Genomic DNA, 19,346 nt, shown 5'->3' with positions numbered 1-19,346 from the left:
AGATTTTGGAAAGGAATCCAAATGCCATATCCCGAATAGGACTCAAAACTACCCTCGTAGGTATTTTGATCAGTGCATTATTGGCATTGATTAAAGGTTTGGGCGGGGTGTTCGGGCATTCTTATGCCCTTATTGCCGATGCGATCGAATCCGGAGCGGATGTGTTGACATCCGCACTATTATGGGCCGGGTTGAGATGGTCGTCAAGGCCACCGGATGAAAACCATCCCTACGGACACGGTAAGATAGAGGCCCTGGTGGCGGTGGGTATTGCCATAGCCCTAACCATTGCAGGTGGTATAATTATAAGGGACAGCATCGACCATATTCTGGTACCCCACAAAACTCCTGCACCCTTCACACTCTTCATACTGGTATTTGTTGTCCTCACGAAAGAGGCGTTGTATCGCTATGTCATGAAAACAGGTGATGAAATCAATAGTTCGGCCGTCAAGGCCGATGCATTTCACCATAGGAGTGATGCCATTACGTCGATAGCCGCTTTTATAGGGATTTCCATAGCATTGATCGGTGGCGAAGGGTTTGAGATAGCGGATGATTTCGCGGCACTCATTGCAGCGGGCATTATTCTGTTCAATGCCTATAAAATAGCTAGGTCATCGGTAAGGGAGTTGCTGGACGAAGCTGTTGAGCCTGAATTTCGAAATGAGGTTATCCGACTGGCCGAAGCCGTTCCTGAAGTGGTAAGGGTAGAGCGCTGCCATTCCCGAAAGATGGGAACGGCCTTTCATATCGATATGCATATTTGGATCGATGGGGAATTAACTGTGACCGAGGGCCATGATATTGCACACAAAGTAAAGGAGAGATTGTTCAGGTCATATTCCGAGATACTTGACGTGCACATCCATATCGAACCTAGCAAAGAGAGAAATGTTAAAATGACAGAATTATGAACATATGGCCATGGGTACTCGTTTTGGGCCTAGCGGCCTGGGCAGCACACTGGGGTGCGGATCGATTGTTGACTCCTTTAAAGTTGCTCCGCAAGCAATGGGGGCTTACCGCATCCGCTGGAGCCGCTTTTCTTGCCCTTGTAACGGCCAGTCCTGAAGTTGCCATCAATATAACCAGTGCGGCACGGGACGTTTCCGATATTGGCCTGGGCAACTTATTGGGTTCCAATATTATTTCCATTCCCTTGATGGTGACCATAGCTTATTTTGCTTCCAGGAAACAATTCAAGAACAACAAGGAACATCAAGAACATCTTGATAAAAACATTCTGGCGTTGAACAAACGTTCGGTTTCCGTACTGTCCCTTCCTTATCTGGGCATTATCGCCCTTGTGGCCATTTTAACTCTGCCAAAGCCCTGGCGTGGCCTGCAACATGTGGACGGGTGGATTATGCTGGCGGCCTATGCTGCGTTCTTGACCCACGCAATCATAAAAGGCAAGGAAAAGGGCAAAAAAGTAGAATGGAACAAAAAACAGGTCTGGTTATCGATTGCCGGGGCCTTTGCGATAGCAGTTGGCGCTTTTTTCATAGTGAAGGCGACCGAAAATATTGTTTCTGCCCTAAATATTTCTGAAATCGTGGGAGGCCTTTTCATCACGGGCATAATGACCACGGCACCGGAAATATTCAAGACCTGGAGCGTGGTAAAAGGGGGCGAGGTGACAGCGGGCACCACCAGTGTTATTGCAGACAATGCCGTAACGATGACGGTGGCATTTTTTCCGCTGGCTTTGGTAACCACCCCCATTGAGGACTTTGAACTGTTCTGGGTCAACATGGCCTTTGTCGGGCTTATGCCGCTGCTTTACACACTATTTGTGCACCAAAGCAAGGAACTGCACGGTTTCTCTCGTTGGCAGATTTTTGTATTTGATGCGGCATATATAGTTTATTTATTGGTCATGGTTTTTTACGTGTTGAAACTTTTTTGATAGATGAAAGACGAACTTTTTAAAGATTGCTCGATGAGGCTCAATATGCTGGATGAAAACATCCACAAATTGGCCGTAAAGTATGCTGAAGAATACTATACGACAAACCAATGCTCCAAGGAGGAAGCCCTTGAACGCGGCATTGTAAAAGCAGAGATGGAAGGGCGAAAGCTCTAAAAAAAGTATACAATATGGACTGGACATTTGAAGATTTCAAAACAAAACTTGATGGCCTACAGCCGTCAGTTCGGAAGAAGGCCCTCAAAATTGCACAAGAATTGGTAAAGGAGAATGGGTATTCTCGTGAGAAGGCCATTACGGAGGGAATCAAACGTGCAGAAGAATGGTTTTATGACCTTAGGGGATAGCATTGGTGCGTTGATTTTAGTAAAGCACAGTATAATATGTCACGGGAAAGGAGAAAGCGGAGACTAGAGGAAAAAAAGGGGAATTCAATAAACAGGAAAGTAAGAACCAGAAAGGAGAAAGGGTATTGCCTGTTGGTTTTTGTGGCAATGTTCCTTGCGGTGCTGACAATTGCCTTTCTAGATGCAATTCTATATGGTTTTTACCTACTTTTCAATTGAATAATTAAACCTAAAAAGAAAGATTAATGGAGTCAAATCAATAAAAACAAAATGATATGAAAGATGACGGAATTTTAATACCTGTAGATTTTACACAGGTTTCAAAAAATGCGGTGAGCTACGCAATTGGGCTAGCACAAAAATTGAAATCAAAACTGGTTTTTGTCCACGCCTATTCAGTGGCATATCCATCCGGTACGCCCATCGGGATGGCAACTATGGCACACAATGTAACAGATACCACAGCATCACAAGAAAAAATCAATAAAGAAAAATTGGATAAGTTTCTAAGAGGCTTTCCTGAACTGGACAAGTTGGAATTTCAAGCAATGGTCGGTTTCGGGGCAACGGTCGATGTGATTTCTAGCCTGGCTAAGGAAATGAATACCAGTCTTGTCGTTATGGGTACCAAGGGTACGGCTTCGGGATTTGATGAAATTTTTATTGGAACCGTTACCGAAAAGGTGACACAAAAGGCACCTTGTCCTGTACTGGCCGTACCTGAAGATGCCAGCTATACTGCGTATAGGCGTATCGGGGTCGCAGTGGATACGGATAGTACGGATTATAAAATAGATTTTGAAATATTGTCCAGATTATTGGAAAACTATAGTGCACAGTTGCACTTTGTACATATAGCGGACAAACAGGAAAGGGTGCTGGAGAAAGCATTTATTCGTGAAAGATTTGGCAAACTTCTTGTACCTAAGCAATGGTTCTTTACAGTTATCCAGGAAGACAAACCCGAAGAGGGTATCGATGAATTTTTGACTGAAACCCCAATAGACCTATTGGTTTTGCTTTACAGGGAACACGGATTTTTTGAGGCACTTTTCAAAAAGGGGCTAAGAAAAAAAATGCTGTATGCCTCCAAGGCCCCATTGCTGATAGTTAAGTAGCTTTTCTACCTATGTGATACTCTAGTAAATATTAGGTATAGCTTACTATGCGAAATTATCGTGCTCATTCTGGGTGCAGGTGGATTGGCTACCATGTGGGAAGCAGTGTTCGCAGATGTTGGTGTTGCAATGTTGGCTATTTTGAATGCGATTCGATTGCAGAAGATGAAGTGGAAAAGTTCCTAATGGATATCGAAGGGGTCGAAGAAGTACACGATTTACATATCTGGGCAATGAGTACCACGGAAACGGCACTTTCTACCCATCTGGTCGTTCCCGATGGACACGAGGACCAATTTATATACGACATCCGGGAACAATTGCACGATAAATTTGAAATAACGCATACCACCCTGCAAATCGAAAAAGAATTTGGGGACAAAGAATATAAACCCTATCAAGGTCTGGAATAATAAAATCACGATGAAGAAAAAACAAAATCTTAGGGATATCGATACCCGGAAACATTCTGGCGAACACAGCCACGATGATGGCCATAACCACAGTAGTCCGGAAAAGGCATCAAAATTTAGAACCTACCTACCTGCTATTTTTAGCTTTGTAATGCTGATTGTGGGTATTGCCATCGATTTTTTCGATGCCTTCCCATCTTTCACGGGTTGGATTCGTATTCTTTGGTATGTTGTAGCCTATATTCCTGTTGGGTTTCCCGTTATTATTGAAGGCTGGAAAAGTATAAAAAACGGCGACTTCTTCACGGAATTTTTCTTGATGTCTATTGCCACTTTGGGGGCTTTTGCCATAGGTGAATATCCCGAAGGTGTGGCCGTGATGTTGTTCTATGCCGTAGGCGAACTGTTCCAGAATGCCGCCGTCAACCGTGCCAAGGGAAACATCAAGGCTTTGCTCGACGTACGCCCCAATGAAGCACTGGTACATCGTGATGGTGACTTTGTTTCAGTTAATCCGGAAACTGTTTTCATTGGCGAGAAAATTCAGGTACGTGTCGGCGAGAAAGTACCGCTTGATGGCATCCTACTTTCGGAAAAAGGCTCGTTTAATACTGCGGCGTTGACCGGAGAAAGCAAACCCGATACCATTGCAAAGAATGAAAAGGTCTTTGCAGGTAGCATCAACCTCGATGGTGTTATCGAAGTGGAAACGACCAAGGAATTCAAGGACAGTTCCATTGCGCGTATTCTCGATATGGTACAAAATGCAACGGCACGAAAATCAAAGACAGAATTGTTTATCCGAAAGTTTGCACGGATTTATACACCTATCGTTGTTTTCCTAGCTATCGGTCTAACATTCTTGCCCTACTTTTTTGTTGATGATTATGTGTTTAGGGATTGGCTGTATAGAGCATTGATATTTCTCGTGATTTCGTGTCCCTGTGCATTGGTCATTTCGATTCCATTGGGTTATTTCGGTGGTTTGGGTGCGGCATCTCGAAACGGGATTCTGTTCAAAGGAGCATCTTTTCTCGATGCAATGACCAAGGTAAATACCGTTGTAATGGACAAAACAGGAACGGTAACCAAGGGGGTATTTAAGATTAAGGAAGTGGTAAACAGCTCGGCTTTTACCGAAGCTGAATTTATGCAGTACCTAATGGCCATGGAAGAACAATCTACCCATCCGATTGCCAAAGCAATTTTGGAATACAAGGCAGACGGTGCGGATTTTGAAGCGACCGAAGTTTCAGAAGTAGCCGGAAAAGGTTTAAAAGGTACGGTCAACGGAAAGACCGTGTTGGTCGGCAACAAGGCTCTGATGACCGCAAACGGAATAGACGTTCCCTCTGAAACCGATAGTATTGTTGAGTCTATCGTCATGGTCGCCAATGACGGAAAATTTGCAGGCTACGTGACCATTGCCGATGAACTGAAGGAAGATGCGCATCAGGCCATAAAGCAAATTAGGGAATCGGGTATTTCCAAGATTATTATGCTCTCCGGCGATAAGGATTCCATAACTCAAAAGACCGCAAAAGAATTGAAAATCGATTGGGCAAAAGGGGGTTTGCTACCAGAAGATAAGCTTAACGAAGTGGAAACGTTGAAAAAGCAACCCAATACCAAAGTTGCATTTATTGGCGACGGCATCAATGATGCACCGGTGCTTGCGGCAAGTGATGTAGGTATCGCAATGGGAGGCTTGGGCAGCGACGTGGCAATAGAAACAGCAGATGTTATCATCCAGACCGACCAACCAAGCAAAATAGCAAGAGCGATTAAAATTGGACGCTCAACGCGTAAGATTGTTTGGCAGAATATTGGTTTGGCATTTGGAGTGAAAGTTATCGTTCTTATTCTCGGCGCAGGTGGTTTAGCAACAATGTGGGAAGCTGTTTTTGCAGATGTTGGGGTTGCATTGCTGGCTATTTTTAATGCGGTGCGGTTGCAGAAAAAGAAGTGGGAATGATATATTATAAAAGAAATACTATATTCCATTATGCCTAAAAATGAACCAATAAAACAGCATTATATCCCTCGCTCCTACCTTAAAAATTTTGGTGTTGAGGGTAAAAACGGAAACTATTTCGTGGATGCCTACAAACTAGAAGACGAATTTCTTTTAGAATACATCAGCACGAAAAGCATCTGCTTCAAAAAAAACCTCTATACTATTCCCAATGCAGAGGTCGATAAGAAATATGCTTTGGAACTTCATTACGCTGAACACGTAGATTCAGAATTTCCAAAGATATATGCTCTGCTGGTAGATGAAAAGACAATAGTTCTGACACCTGAACAAAAAAGACAGGTATTATACGTTTGCCTATCGCTCTACTTCCGCACCCCGAAAGTTCTTAATCATCAGAATGCGTTCACTGACCAGATTTTAGATAGGATGTTGCTCTATGCTGATGCTAATGGCGATGTAAAGTTCTCATTTGAAGAGGAAAAATACGAATTCAATAAAAAAGACATTGATAAAGTTAGACACGAATTCAAAGAGCGCAATAGACTAAAATTCATAGTCAATCATCTGGAAAGATGGAAAGAATTTGTGGACTTCAAATATGATTGCACCATAAATGTACATCAAATAAATGATGCCAATGCGCCATTGATTACTTGCGATAATCCCCTTTCGATACGTGGCATGAATTCAACACGATTCGAAGGTCTGTTCAATCCCGATTCGGTAATAACCTTGCCTTTGGACACAAAATATTATCTGGAAATCTTTCCCAATAATATAGCCGATGGTCAGACAAGAATTAATAGAATGGTTCATGATAGGGATTACGTTTTTACTACGAACGCAATTATCCAGAGTAATGCGGAAAAATTAATAATTGGCAAGCCGGGAACGATTGAAAGACATTTCGAGATTCAATCAAGCTATGAAGAGGATGACAATGCCGAACGATTTGTTGAAAAAGCAAAGTTTAAGCTTGAAGAAATGCAAAAGTTTCACAAACTTTGCGAGACTTCAGGATTTCCTTCAGAAAAAGCGACTGCTCAACTAAAAACAATGTTGGCTCACGAACATTTTAAAAATGAAAATCAACTGCTACAATTAAAACGATTGCTCATTGTTTTGGGTAAATGGAAATAGCGCAGAATGCAGAAACCCTGAAATTAAAGTTCTGTTAATCACAATAAGAACTGTTAAAATTTTGTAATTTTACATCGATGAAAAAGGTTTTCCATAAAATATTATCCGTTTTGATGGCATTTGTGGTGTTGTTCACTACAATGTCGTTTACGGTGGATATGCACTATTGTGGGGACTCTCTGGTCGATTTTAGTCTTTTTACAAAAGCCGAAGGTTGTGGGATGGAAAAAGCACAGCCGGCCAAAAGCTGTGAAAATCCTTCGATGACCGAAAAATCTTGTTGTACCGACCAACAGATTGTCAAGGAAGGACAAGACGATCTAAAAACTTCATTCAACAAACTGACATTCGAGCAACAGACTTTCGTTGCCACATTTTTCTACACCTATATCAATCTCTTTGAAGGACTTGATGAAAACATCGTTCCCTTCAAGGATTACTCACCCCCCTTTATTGAACGGGACGTGCAGACCCTGTACGAGACATATTTAATTTGATTTTTAGACAGTAAATTATTTGCCCTTCGGTACTTCCGTTTTGGGCTCGTTTTGTTGTGTTCTATTTTCAGAATGCCGCAAGACAATCCCTTTGTATAACTGTCTAATTATCATCCAATATGCTGAATAAAAGCATAAAATTTCTTATCGAAAACAAGCTAGTTGCAGTTTTGATGCTCGCCCTATTTGTGGGCTGGGGCATCGTCAACGCACCATTTAGTTGGGAAACAGGATTATTGCCCAGCGACCCTGTAGCCGTGGATGCCATACCCGATATCGGCGAAAACCAACAGATTGTTTTTACCAAATGGCAAGGGCGTTCCCCACAGGACATCGAGGATCAGATTACCTATCCGCTTACCACATCCCTGTTAGGGATTCCGGGTGTTAAGACCATCCGCAGTTCCTCGATGTTCGGGTTTTCGAGCATCTATATCATTTTTGAAGAGGATATCGAATTCTACTGGTCGCGTAGCCGCATCCTTGAAAAGCTAAATTCTCTTCCAAGTGGTCTATTGCCCGATGGTGTGAATCCCGCCTTGGGTCCGGATGCTACGGGATTGGGTCAGATTTTCTGGTACACCCTCGAAGGTCGTGATAAAGATGGAAATGTAACGGGCGGATGGGATTTGCAGGAACTTCGCAGCATACAGGACTATTACGTAAAATATGCACTCTCTTCTGCAAGCGGCGTATCGGAAGTGGCATCCATAGGCGGTTATGTTCAGGAATATCAGGTAGATGTTTACCCCGAAAAGATGCGGCAGTATAATATCGGTCTGGCCGATATCGTAAAGGCGGTCAAGGAAAGCAATCAGGATATTGGTGCACAGACCTTGGAAATGAACAAGGCCGAATACCTGGTACGCGGTCTGGGTTATGTAAAATCCATTTCAGATATCGAAAATGCCGTAGTCGATTCCGAAAATTTCACCTCCATCAGAATTAAGGATGTGGGCAATGTCCATTTAGGTCCGGCTACCAGACGTGGGATATTAGACAAAGAAGGTGCCGAAGTTGTAGGCGGTGTGGTTGTCGCTCGCTACGGTGCCAACCCTTTGGAAGTCATCAATAATGTAAAGGAACAGATCAACGAATTAAGTGCGGGACTTCCCTCAAAGGAACTGGCAGACGGTAAAACCTCACAAGTAACCATAGTCCCCTTTTACGACCGTACCGAACTCATTCAGGAAACTTTGGGTACGCTCAACGAGGCCCTGACCTTGGAAATCCTGATTACTATTTTGGTCATTATCATTATGGTTTTCAATCTTCGAGCCTCTATCCTGATTTCTGGACTGCTACCTGTGGCGGTATTAATGGTATTTATCACGATGAAACTTTTTAATGTAGACGCGAACATCGTCGCCCTCTCTGGAATCGCCATTGCCATCGGTACCATGGTCGATGTGGGTGTCATCCTTGCCGAGAATATGATCCGCCATCTGGAAGATGAAGGCTTACGAGTAAATGAAAACGGCAAAGCCTATACCACTAACGAAATCGTCTATAATGCCACCGCCGAAGTTTCGGGCGCTATCGTTACAGCGGTAATGACTACGATAATCAGTTTCCTTCCGGTGTTTACAATGGTAGGTGCCGAGGGAAAATTGTTCCGACCCCTTGCTTTTACCAAAACAATGGCACTCGCTGCGGCATTGGTTATTGCACTGTTTCTTATACCACCTTTTGCGGCAACTTTTTTTAGGGAAAGGAAAATGCGGGAGCGGCTCAAATATGCCATCAATGGAATTTTGATTCTATTGGGATTCACTTCCGTAGTCTTCGGATATTGGATAGGATTGGTACTTGTCGCTTTTGGTGCAGTAGCCTTTCTATCAATGCGTGTTACGCTTTCGCGGAAGCAAAAAAATCTTATAAATACGGCTATCGCTACCATTGCCGTAGTGTTTCTATTGGCGGAATACTGGCGACCCCTCGGGTTTGACCGTAGCCTGACAATGAACCTAATTTTTGTGGCTGTAAGCTGTTTTGGGGTTCTGGGCATCTTTTCGTTGCTCAGGAAATACTACGACCGTATCTTGAAATGGGCATTGCAAAACAGGTTGTTGTTTCTTGTGATTCCTACTACGCTGCTTGTTCTCGGTTTCTTCATTATGCGCAACACGGGCAAGGAATTTATGCCAGCTCTCAACGAGGGTTCGTTCCTGCTGATGCCTACGTCGCTTCCACACGCTGGGGTTGAAGAAAACAAACGGGTCTTGCAGCAATTGGATATGGCCGTGGCCACCATCCCTGAAATCGAGACTGTGGTCGGAAAGGCAGGAAGAACAGAATCTGCACTCGATCCTGCACCGCTCTCGATGTACGAAAACGTGATTCAGTACAAGTCCGAGTATATGCGCAACGCTTCAGGGGAACGGCAACGCTATCGGGTAAATGATGACGGACTGTTTGTGTTGAAAAACGAAAAGTTACATATCAATCCGAACAATGAAGTAGAAAACGATGCCAATTATGAAGCATCTCAATTGCAAACTACCGTCACAAGAAACGAATTGATTCCCGATGACGATGGCGAGTACTACCGCAACTGGCGACCTGAAATCCAAAGCCCGGATGATATCTGGAACGAAATTGTTAGGGTAACAAAATTACCCGGCGTCACATCCGCACCCAAACTACAGCCCATTGAAACCCGTTTGGTGATGCTACAGACGGGAATGCGTGCGCCGATGGGCATCAAGGTCAAGGGGCAGGACTTACGTGAGATCGAGGCGTTCGGACTTAAGCTCGAAGAAATTTTGAAACAGGCCGAAGGGGTCAAGGAACAGGCCGTATTTGCAGACCGTATCGTGGGCAAGCCCTATCTATTGGTCGATATTAAAAGGGAACAACTGGCACGTTACGGTGTTTCGATTATGGACGTGCAGGAAATCCTGCAAGTGGCCGTTGGCGGAATGCCCCTGACCCAGACGGTGGAAGGCCGAGAGCGGTATGCGGTTCGGGTACGCTATCCCCGTGAGCTACGTGATAACCCGACCGACTTAAAGAACATCTACGTTCCCGTAGAAAAAGGCAGTCCTGTTCCATTAGGCGAATTGGTTGATATTCGATATGAGCAAGGCCCACAGGTTATCAAAAGCGAGGATACGTTTTTGGTAGGTTATGTCCTGTTCGATAAACGCGACGGCTTTGCCGAAGTGGATGTGGTGGAAAACGCCCAGGCAATGATTCAGGACAAAATAGACAACGGTGAACTGACCGTTCCCAAGGGCATCAGTTACAAGTTTACCGGAACTTACGAAAACCAGTTACGTGCCGAGAAAACCTTGTCCGTCGTGGTACCCCTGTGCCTGATAATCATATTCCTCATTCTGTACTTTCAGTTTAAGTCCGTATCCACCTCATTGATGGTGTTTACCGGTATCGCCATAGCCTTCGCAGGTGGCTTTGTGATGATTTGGCTATACGGACAGGATTGGTTTCTGAATTTCAGTTTGTTCGGTGAAAACCTTCGCGAGCTGTTCAACATCAAGACCATTAACCTGAGCGTCGCGGTCTGGGTAGGGTTCATCGCGCTTTTTGGCATCGCTACGGATGACGGTGTGGTGATGGCGACCTATCTCGACCAGAGTTTTGTTAGGGAAAAACCCAACGACAAAACGGGTATCCGTCAGGCTACCCGCGAAGCGGCAGGAAAGCGTATCCGTCCCTGTTTGATGACAACCGTAACCACAGTTTTGGCATTATTGCCAGTGCTGACATCCACAGGAAAGGGAAGTGATATTATGATTCCGATGGCCATCCCCATTGTGGGCGGGATGCTCATTGATGTAACCTCGTATTTCCTGTTGCCAGTCCTTTATAGCTGGCGGGAAGAATATAAACTTAAACGCACGAGCAAATGAAAAATATAAAAATCATAATTGGATTGTTGCTTGTTTCCGCTGAAGTTTATGCTGAGCGAACACGAAGTGCGAAAGCCCTCCTGAACGCATTGCTAATATTGAGCATTGGACTGATTTCAATCGGCGGGCAGGCGCAACAATTACAATCCTACATTCAAGAAGCCGAAAGAAACAATCCTGAGATTCAAGCCTACGAGCTGCGGTACAATATTGCCGAGAAAAAGGTCAATGAGGTCAATACACTACCCAATACTACAGTAAGTGCGGGCTATTTTGTAAGCGAACCCGAAACAAGAACGGGTGCGCAACGGGCAAGGTTCTCTATTTCGCAGATGTTGCCGTGGTTCGGCACTATAACCGCTCGGGAAAACTATGCGGGTTCGATGGCGGAAACCGAGTTTGTGGAAATTGCCATTGCCAAAAGAAAACTGGCACTCTCGGTCGCCCAATCCTATTACCAACTGTATTCCATCAGGGCAAAGCAGGATGTGCTCGATGAGAATGTCCAACTGCTACAAACCTACCAACGGCTGGCACTGACCTCGGTTGAAGTTGGGAAAGCCTCTGCGGTGGATGTGTTGCGATTACAGATTCGACAGAACGAACTGCAACAGCAAAAAGAAGTTTTGCAGGAAGACTATTTGGCGGAACAGGCGAGCTTCAACAATCTCTTGAATCGCAAAGAAAGTATTGCCGTGGCAGTCGTCCCAGAAATCACCATTCCGACGGAAGACCCGATGTATAGCGAAGAAGGCTTGGCACTCAATCCCGAACTGCTCAAATACGACAGGCTTTACGAATCCATCGAGCAATCGGAATTGCTCAACCAAAAGGAAAGCGCACCGAACATCGGTTTTGGATTAGACTATGTACCTGTTTCCGAGCGGCCAGATATGACCTTCAGTGATAATGGTAAAGATATCGTGATGCCAATGGTATCGCTGTCCATACCCATTTTCAACAACCGTTATTCCTCGATTTCCAAACAGAACGAACTGAAACAACTGGAAATCGAATCCCAGAAAAACGACCGATTGAATACGTTGGAAACCGCTTTCGCGAAAGCAACATCGCAACGCAATCAAGCACGAATAAAATTCAATACACAGCAAAAGAATCTTAATCAGGCAAAGGATGCCGAGGAAATCCTGATAAAGAACTATGAAACAGGCACCATCGATTTTAACGATGTGCTGGACATTCAGGAACTGCAGTTAAAATTTCAAGTGAACCAAATCGAATCAGTGCAATTGTATTATGTGCAATCGGCAATTATCAACTATTTAATCAATTGATTATGGTCAAGGATTTCTATATAAAAAATATGGTTTGTGAACGATGCATCAAGGTGTTGAAGGATGAATTGAATGCACATAACATTGACTTGCTCCAGGTAGAATTAGGCCGTTTGCGATTGGATATTGAAGACCATGATGTAGATAAACTCGAAAATTTATTGAAAGAAAACGGTTTTGCACTCATCACTTCGACCGAGGATAAATTGACGGAGAAAGTAAAAATTGAATTGATAAAGTTACTGAATATGATGCCACTTGAGATTAACGGTAAGCTATCAGATTTTCTTGCGGATAAATTACAAAGGGACTATTCGAAAATCAGCAAGGTGTTTTCCATTACAGAGGGCATCACTATTGAAAAATATTTTATCAAACTGAAGATAGAAAAGGTCAAGGAACTTATCCAGACACCCGAATACAATTTTACGGAAATAAGCCAGATGCTCGATTACAGCAACGTCAATCATTTAAGCAAACAATTTAAAAGCGAGACTGGAATGAGCCTTAGCGACTACAAGGATGGCCAGAAAAATTTTAGAAATCCTTTGGACAAAATTGTATAGATATGAACCAGAATTATGATACAACATACTGAATACCAGTAATATTTTTGTTGAACAATAACAATGAGAAAACTATGAAATTACTAAGAATTATCACATTACTCCTGTTTTCTTCTACGGTATTCGCCCAAGTGGGAACTAACGGACAGGATAGAAAGGAAGAGGGGCGACCTGTTAAGGAATACAGTCTTGTTTTGGAAAATAATAAAATAACGCTTGGAGGAGTAACGGCAAACGGGATGACCATCAATGGTAGTATTCCCGGCCCAGTCTTGGAATTTACCGAAGGCGACTTGGCCATCATCAACGTAACCAATAAAATGGATGTTGAAACATCGGTACACTGGCACGGATTGATACTCCCCAATTTTTATGATGGGGTTCCCTATTTGACCACACCCCCAATAGAACCTGGAACCACTTTTCAATATAGAATACCCATTAACCAATCGGGTACCTACTGGTACCATTCGCATACGATGCTCCAAGAACAAAAGGGTGTTTATGGCTCCATTATGATTCAGCCCAAGGAAAAAACATTGGAATATGATAAGGATTTGGTCGTGGTACTCTCTGACTGGACCAACGAAAAACCAATGAACGTACTGCGAAACCTTAAGCGCGGGAATGAGTGGTATCAAGTAAAAAAAGGTACGGCGGTTCCTTTGGGGAGGGTCATCAAAGAGGGTGCATTTGGTGCTCAACTCAAGTTTTGGAGAGACCGTATGGAAGGTGCGGATATAGCCGATATCTATTATCCGGCATTTCTGACCAATGGGAAAATTTTGGCGGAATATCCAGAATTCGAGGCGGGCGAAAAAGTGCGGCTTCGTTTTATTAATGCCTCCGCTTCCACCTATTATTGGATGGATTTCGGTGGCGGCAACCCTATGGTGGTCTCCGGTGATGGTATCGATGTGGAACCGGTTTCCAAAACTCGTTTCCTTTTTGGTATTGCCGAGACCTATGATGTTATCGTTACCGTTCCCGAGGGTACCTTGGAGGTGACGGCCACGGCACAGGATGGCTCTGGAAGCACTTCGTTGCGCTTGGGCCAAGGAACCCTGTATCCGGCAAAAAGAATTGACAGGCCCGATAAGGTGGCAATGATGAAACAGATGGCCAAAATGGATATGAAAATGGGCGCACCTGCAATGGCCGGTAACAAAAAGAAGAACACTCCGGAATATCTGATGCAAAAGTACGGAATGAAGATGGATATGAAAGACGGCAAGATGAATATGGGAATGCACGATAAGATGTCAGTGAATAATGGCCAAATGGATAAAATGAAAATGGATGACCAAAAACCTATGGATATGAATGAAAATCATATGCAAATGGAGATGGACAAAAAGATGGACGGTATGGAGGGAATGAACCCGCCTGCCGGACCGGCAGGAAAGGATTCAATGCCTATGAACCAAAAGAACGCATCCAATAAAATGAAGGGTCATATGGGTCACAATATGTCTATGATGAAGAAAGACACTTCATCTTTTGATTATGATACCCGAAAAACCTACTTCAACTATGATTTCTTAAAGGCAACCGAAAATACGACCTACAATGCTGATTTGCCCGTGAACGATATTCTATTGAACCTGACCGGGAATATGCAACGGTATGTATGGAGTTTGAACGGTGTGCCGCTTTCAGAAACGGATAAAATTAAAATCAAAGGAGGTAAAGTAACCCGCATTACGCTCAACAACCTTACAATGATGCACCACCCGATGCACCTACACGGGCATTATTTTAGGGTAATCAACGAAAATGGCGAACGTTCCCCATTAAAGCATACCGTCAATGTGCCACCGATGCAGAAAGTGGTCATCGAGTTTTACAACGAGGAGTATGGCGATTGGTTCTTTCACTGCCACATCCTGTACCACATGATGGGTGGTATGGCACGCATTTTCAGTTATGATACCCCAAGGGATGAAAGGATGCAGGATTTTCCTGTTAAAAAACTGATTGACGAAACAGACCATTATTATTCGTGGGGGATGGCGCGCTTGGGCTCAAACTTCAATGAACTCTTTTTAATGTCAAGCAATATCCGCAACGAGTTCGGACTACGGGCTGAATTTGACTATGACAAAAACTTTGAAGCCGAAGTAAACTATAACAGATACCTTAATGATTGGGTGCGCCTCTATGTAGGGGTAAATACCGAAACCTCCACACCCGATTCTTATAACACCTTTAATACGGTAGGTTTGGTGGGTTTAAAATACTTTACTCCGTACCGCTTCAATGTAGATGTGAGTATGGACCACCAACTAAGGCCAAGAATTCGTCTGGACCGGGAATTCTTGATTTTTCCGAGAATTTTTCTGGAAGGTGAATACGAATACCGGGCCGACTTTGGTTGGGTGAACGATATTGGGGATTCATCTTATCAAAGCGAAACCCAGTGGTTGGTGGGAGCCTCTTATATCCTATCCCGAAATTTTTCAATACAAGCAAATTACAATAACCGATATGGCTGGGGTGGCGGCCTTTTAGCCCGATTTTAACAAGTAACAATTTAAAACAAACACAAAATGAAAACAGTAAAGAGAACAATAGGTACAATGGCACTTGCTGCCATAGTGATGGTAACAGTTTCCTGCAAGGACGGAAATAAGAACGAACCCGCCAAGCCAATGAGCAATGAAATGCATCAGGAAACGATGGATGACAAAACAGATATGGCTATGGACAACAGTCAAGATGCTAAGGCCGAGGCCATTTTAAAGGGTTATTTCAACCTAAAAGATGCTTTGGTTAACGATGACAATTCCAAAGCAAAGGAACTGGGTAACACCTTGGCGCAATCGCTCAAATCATTTGATGCATCGAGCTATTCGGACAGCCAGCAGAACGAACTAAAGGACATCATCGAGGATGCCACCGAACACGCCGAGCACATCGGCGAGAGCGATATCAAACATCAACGCGAGCATTTTAAAACGCTTAGCAAGGATATGACCGATATGGTGGCGATAACGGGAACTTCAATGACCATTTATGAGCAGTACTGCCCTATGTACGATAACAATAAAGGCGGTGCTTGGCTTAGTATGAACGACGAAATCAGAAATCCCTATTTCGGTGATAAAATGCTTACCTGTGGTAAGGTACAACGTGAAATAAACTAAGTGAAAATAGTAAAAATCATAGCGTGGGTAGCTTTGATTGTCTTTGTGGTCATCCAATTTTTTCCTGTGGACTATAACCAGAATGAAATGGTGCCGCAAACCGATTTTATGCTCGTGAACAATGTACCCGCAACGATCGAAAAATCGTTACGGGTTTCCTGCTATGATTGCCATAGCAATAATACCGATTATCCTTGGTACAGTAAGGTACAACCAGCAGCTTGGTATTTAGAGGACCATATTAAAGAAGGTAAAGCAGAATTGAATTTTAACGAATGGGATAACCTTTCAGAAAGAAGAAAAACCAGCAAGTTGCGGTCGATCATAAGCCAGCTTGAGGATGGGGAAATGCCTTTGGATAGTTATACGCTAGTTCATAGGGATGCCCTTCTTTCGGAAGTAAATAAGGAAGCAATCATTGACTATGTAAATACACTTAAAGATAGCTTGGAATAAAGTCCTGGTGGGGGAAGGGCAACATGAAGTTTGGTTAGTAACTCTTCTCGTGTCAGGCACAAATATTAAATGCAATGAAACATACCTATCACATACACGGAATGACCTGCAACAGCTGCAGAAACCACGTCGAGAAAGCACTTTCCAATGTGGAAGGGGTAACGAATGTATCTGTCGATTTGGAAAAAGCCGAAGCGGTCATTGAAATGGAATCGCATATTCCTATCGAAACATTCCAGGAAGCACTAAAGCAAGAAGGCGGTTCGTACAGCATCCACAAACCGGGCGAGCATCATCACGAGAATGATTCTGTTTCTGCGAAAAAAGAAAAATCAAAAGGCCAAGGAACAGGAACCTTCTATTGCCCAATGCATTGTGAGGGCGATAAAACCTATGACAAACCGGGCGACTGCCTTGTCTGCGGAATGGATTTGGTGGAAGAGAAAAACTTGAACACTACCAGTTCCGAACAATGGACCTGCCCAATGCATCCCGAAATCGTAAAGGACGAACCGGGAAGCTGTCCTATCTGTGGTATGGATCTGGTTCCTATGAGACCCAACCTTTCCGCAGAAGAAAAAACGTATCGAAAACTGCTCAAAAAGTTTTGGATAGCTGTCGTCTTTACACTGCCAATCTTCCTGATAGCAATGTCGGAAATGCTGAGCAACAATCCATTGTACGACTTTTTGGAATTGAAATATTGGAACTGGATTCAATTCGGACTTTCAATCCCGGTAGTATTTTATGCGACGTGGATGTTCTTTGAACGTGCCTACCGAAGTATTAAAACGTGGAACCTCAATATGTTCACACTAATCGGTATAGGTGCGGGCGTGGCTTGGTTGTTCAGCGTATTTGGGATGCTCGTACCAGACTTTTTTCCGGACCAGTTCAAGACCGAAGCGGGCACGGTACATGTTTATTTTGAGGCGGCCACGGTCATTTTGACCTTAGTGTTGCTGGGTCAACTCTTGGAAGCCCGAGCGCACAGCAAGACCAATTCCGCAGTCAAGGAACTTTTGAAACTGGCACCCAACAAAGCGGTCAAGGTTGTTGATGGTGAGGAACAGGAAGTTGCTATCGATGACATTGAATTAGGTGATATACTTCGTGTCAAACCGGGCGATAAGATTCCCGTTGACGGTGCTATCACCGAGGGCGAAACATCCATAGATGAATCGATGATAACGGGCGAGCCTATTCCTGTGAACAAATCCGTCGATGACAAAGTAAGCAGTGGAACGATAAACGGCAATCAGTCTTTTCTGATGAAAGCGGAAAAGGTGGGTTCTGACACCTTGCTGTCCCAGATTATCCAGATGGTCAACGATGCAAGTCGCAGTCGCGCCCCTATCCAGAAATTGGCAGATACGGTTTCTGGCTACTTTGTGCCGATAGTTGTCATCATTGCAGTCATAACTTTTGGGATATGGGCGATATGGGGCCCTCAACCCTCCTATGTCTATGCACTGGTCAATGCCATTGCCGTATTGATTATTGCCTGTCCCTGCGCTTTGGGCTTGGCAACGCCAATGTCCGTGATGGTCGGTGTCGGTAAGGGTGCTCAAAATGGGGTACTCATTAAAAATGCTGAAGCCTTGGAAAAGATGGATAAGGTAGATACCCTCATTGTGGACAAAACGGGAACGATTACCGAGGGAAAACCTACGGTAGAAAAAGTGGGTTCATTTGATAAGGGTTTTAGCGAAAGCGAAGTACTTCAATATATCGTTTCGCTCAACAGTCAAAGTGAACATCCTTTGGCGGAAGCCACCGTAAAATATGGAAAAGAACAAAACGCGGAATTCCTAAAAGCTGAAGGGTTCAATGCCGTTACCGGAAAAGGTGTTGATGGCAAGGTCAACGGTAAAGATGTTGCTCTTGGCAATGCCAAAATGATGGAACAAGCGAATGCAAACCTTTCCGATGCGATGGAGAATGAAGCACAAACCTATCAAAAACAGGGTAAAACGGTTTCCTATCTCGCTATAGACGGTAAAACCGTGGGCTATGTTGTAATCGGTGATAAAATCAAGGAAACCAGTGCCAAGGCCATCAAGGAATTACAGGAAAAGGGAATTAACGTGATAATGCTTACGGGCGACAACCACGATACGGCACAGGCTGTGGCGAGCGAACTCAATCTTGCCGACTTTCAGGCAGGAATGCTACCTGAAAACAAACTGCAAGAAGTGGAAAAACTTCAGAAAAACGGAAAAGTGGTCGCAATGGCTGGTGATGGAATTAACGATGCCCCTGCCTTGGCCAAAAGCGATGTGGGTATCGCTATGGGAACTGGCACCGATGTGGCTATAGAAAGTGCGGCGATAACCTTGGTCAAGGGCGACCTGCACGGTATTGTAAAGGCACGGAATCTTAGTGATGTGGTAATGCGGAACATTAAGCAAAACCTATTCTTTGCAATGATTTACAACACCTTGGGAATACCCATTGCTGCGGGATTTCTATATCCATTTTTTGGGATTCTGCTATCCCCGATGATAGCGGCCTTGGCGATGAGTTTCAGTTCGGTTTCGGTCATTGCCAATTCGCTAAGGCTCAAAGGTTCAAACATCGACTAA

At 43.9% G+C, this 19,346-nt stretch carries 16 protein-coding genes; all 16 read left to right on the top strand.

All coding sequences use genetic code 11. The features are described from left to right. The first annotated feature begins 5 nt into the window (after positions 1–5). The 16 genes from CJ263_RS20350 (at position 6) to CJ263_RS20280 (ending at position 19,346) form a co-directional block, all read left to right on the top strand. Positions 6–917 carry a cation diffusion facilitator family transporter gene (locus CJ263_RS20350; protein ID WP_081894367.1) on the top strand — a complete coding sequence of 304 codons (912 nt, stop codon included), beginning with the start codon at positions 6–8 and terminating at the stop codon, positions 915–917. Further along, positions 914–1,912, top strand: a complete 999-nt coding sequence (locus CJ263_RS20345; protein WP_094998946.1) for a sodium:calcium antiporter — start codon at positions 914–916, stop codon at positions 1,910–1,912. The genes CJ263_RS20350 and CJ263_RS20345 overlap by 4 nt, the downstream gene beginning before the upstream one ends. A gap of 33 nt (positions 1,913–1,945) precedes the next feature. Continuing rightward, entirely contained in the window at positions 1,946–2,089 is a 144-nt protein-coding gene (locus tag CJ263_RS21175) for a hypothetical protein (protein ID WP_165357338.1), read from the top strand. A 14-nt stretch (positions 2,090–2,103) separates the two neighbouring features. After that, positions 2,104–2,280, top strand: coding sequence for a hypothetical protein (locus tag CJ263_RS21170; protein WP_162987829.1), 177 nt, complete (start codon positions 2,104–2,106; stop codon positions 2,278–2,280). A gap of 275 nt (positions 2,281–2,555) precedes the next feature. Then, positions 2,556–3,398 carry a universal stress protein gene (locus tag CJ263_RS20335; protein ID WP_094998945.1) on the top strand — a complete coding sequence of 281 codons (843 nt, stop codon included), beginning with the start codon at positions 2,556–2,558 and terminating at the stop codon, positions 3,396–3,398. A 185-nt stretch (positions 3,399–3,583) separates the two neighbouring features. Then, positions 3,584–3,811 carry a cation transporter gene (locus CJ263_RS21510; protein ID WP_182859066.1) on the top strand — a complete coding sequence of 76 codons (228 nt, stop codon included), beginning with the start codon at positions 3,584–3,586 and terminating at the stop codon, positions 3,809–3,811. A 10-nt stretch (positions 3,812–3,821) separates the two neighbouring features. Next, on the top strand, positions 3,822–5,786 hold the full coding sequence (locus CJ263_RS20325) for a heavy metal translocating P-type ATPase (protein WP_094998944.1): 1,965 nt from the start codon (positions 3,822–3,824) through the stop codon (positions 5,784–5,786). 30 nt (positions 5,787–5,816) lie between these two features. Further along, on the top strand, positions 5,817–6,929 hold the full coding sequence (locus tag CJ263_RS20320; RefSeq protein WP_094998943.1) for a DUF4238 domain-containing protein: 1,113 nt from the start codon (positions 5,817–5,819) through the stop codon (positions 6,927–6,929). 77 nt (positions 6,930–7,006) lie between these two features. After that, positions 7,007–7,426 (top strand): HYC_CC_PP family protein, encoded by a 420-nt coding sequence (locus tag CJ263_RS20315; RefSeq protein WP_094998942.1) that lies wholly within the window; start codon positions 7,007–7,009, stop codon positions 7,424–7,426. A gap of 119 nt (positions 7,427–7,545) precedes the next feature. Further along, positions 7,546–11,298: an efflux RND transporter permease subunit gene (locus tag CJ263_RS20310; protein WP_094998941.1), complete on the top strand. Its 3,753-nt coding sequence runs from the start codon at positions 7,546–7,548 to the stop codon at positions 11,296–11,298. Further along, positions 11,295–12,593 (top strand): TolC family protein, encoded by a 1,299-nt coding sequence (locus tag CJ263_RS20305; protein WP_094998940.1) that lies wholly within the window; start codon positions 11,295–11,297, stop codon positions 12,591–12,593. Before CJ263_RS20310 ends, CJ263_RS20305 begins: the two co-directional genes overlap by 4 nt. 2 nt (positions 12,594–12,595) lie before the next feature. Continuing rightward, positions 12,596–13,159, top strand: coding sequence for a helix-turn-helix domain-containing protein (locus CJ263_RS20300; protein WP_094998939.1), 564 nt, complete (start codon positions 12,596–12,598; stop codon positions 13,157–13,159). A gap of 74 nt (positions 13,160–13,233) precedes the next feature. Further along, positions 13,234–15,681 carry a multicopper oxidase domain-containing protein gene (locus CJ263_RS20295; RefSeq protein WP_094998938.1) on the top strand — a complete coding sequence of 816 codons (2,448 nt, stop codon included), beginning with the start codon at positions 13,234–13,236 and terminating at the stop codon, positions 15,679–15,681. A gap of 27 nt (positions 15,682–15,708) precedes the next feature. Beyond that, on the top strand, positions 15,709–16,305 hold the full coding sequence (locus CJ263_RS20290; protein ID WP_094998937.1) for a DUF3347 domain-containing protein: 597 nt from the start codon (positions 15,709–15,711) through the stop codon (positions 16,303–16,305). Beyond that, a complete protein-coding gene (locus tag CJ263_RS20285; protein WP_094998936.1) occupies positions 16,306–16,761 on the top strand; it encodes a heme-binding domain-containing protein in 456 nt (151 codons plus the stop codon). A 74-nt stretch (positions 16,762–16,835) separates the two neighbouring features. Then, positions 16,836–19,346: a heavy metal translocating P-type ATPase gene (locus CJ263_RS20280; RefSeq protein ID WP_094998935.1), complete on the top strand. Its 2,511-nt coding sequence runs from the start codon at positions 16,836–16,838 to the stop codon at positions 19,344–19,346.

It is taken from the genome of Maribacter cobaltidurans, assembly GCF_002269385.1.
In the GTDB taxonomy this organism is placed as follows: Bacteria; Bacteroidota; Bacteroidia; order Flavobacteriales; family Flavobacteriaceae; genus Maribacter; species Maribacter cobaltidurans.
This window is presented reverse-complemented; position numbering and strand designations above follow the sequence as displayed.